Here is a 1,022-nt window from a genome sequence, read left to right on the forward strand (position 1 = left end):
TTCCCGGTCCGTCCAACTAAACGCGGTTTAGCGAACAAACCTTGAGGTGCCCCCAGGTCTTCCAGCACCTGCGCCATCTGCTGGAAGCTCGCATGGGCAACCGCGGCAAGCGCGAGTTCATCCAGGTGCTGCGGCTGCTGGAGGCGATGCCGCGGGATATCGTGAGCTTCGCCGTGACCGAGGCGATCCGGCTCGGCGCCATCGGCTTCGACGCGGTCAAGCTGATCGCGCTGGCGCGGATCGAGCGCAGGCCGGCCCGTCTCGACCTGTCGGCCTATCCCCACCTGCCGAAGACGACGGTCAGGACGACCTCGGCCGCCGACTATGCCGTGCTTCTGCCAGAGGAAGCAGCATGACCAGCGACGCGATGCCGACGGGAACGACCAGCGGCACGCCACAGGTTCTGCTGGCGCATCATCTCAAGCAGCTGAAGCTGCCGACGGTGCTGCGCGAGTACGACAAGGTCGCCCGCGAATGCGCACGTGATGGCGTCGATCATCCGCGCTATCTGCTGCGCCTGATCGAGCTCGAACTCATCGACCGCGAGCGCCGCACGGTCGAGCGGCGCATCCGGGCGGCGCGCTTCCCGGCGGTGAAGAGCTTCGACACCTTCGATTTCGCCGCCATCCCCGGCCTCAACAAGATGCTCGTCCTGGAACTGGCGCGCTGTGGCTACATCCTGCGCCGGGAGAACATCATCGCGCTCGGCAATAGCGGCACCGGCAAGACCCATGTCGCGCTGGCGCTTGGGCTGGCGGCTTGCCAGAAGGGCTTCTCCGTCACGTTCACGACCGCGGCTTCTCTGGTCAACCAGTTGCTGGAGGCCCGCGACGAGCGCCGCCTGCTCAGGCTTCAGCGCGATCTGCAGGCGGTCAAGCTGCTCATCGTCGACGAACTCGGCTATGTGCCGTTGTCGCCGACCGGTGCCGAACTCTTGTTCGAGACGTTCTCGCAGCGCTACGAGCGCGGCTCGACCATCGTCACCTCGAACCTGCCCTTCGAGGACTGGACCTCGGTCCTGG

General features: G+C 65.9%; 1 protein-coding gene and 1 pseudogene. Both read left to right on the forward strand.

The features are described 5' to 3' along the window. Positions 1-50 precede the first annotated feature (50 nt). Positions 51-356, forward strand: a pseudogene (locus AX750_RS20625) (IS21 family transposase); the annotation flags it as partial. Positions 357-367: 11 nt separating this feature from the next. After that, on the forward strand, positions 368-1,022 hold a 655-nt coding region (gene istB / locus AX750_RS20630), incomplete at its 3' end, for an IS21-like element helper ATPase IstB (RefSeq protein ID WP_067254919.1).

It is taken from the genome of Methylobacterium sp. CCH7-A2, from assembly GCF_001557075.1.
GTDB lineage: Bacteria > Pseudomonadota > Alphaproteobacteria > Rhizobiales > Beijerinckiaceae > Allobosea > Allobosea massiliensis.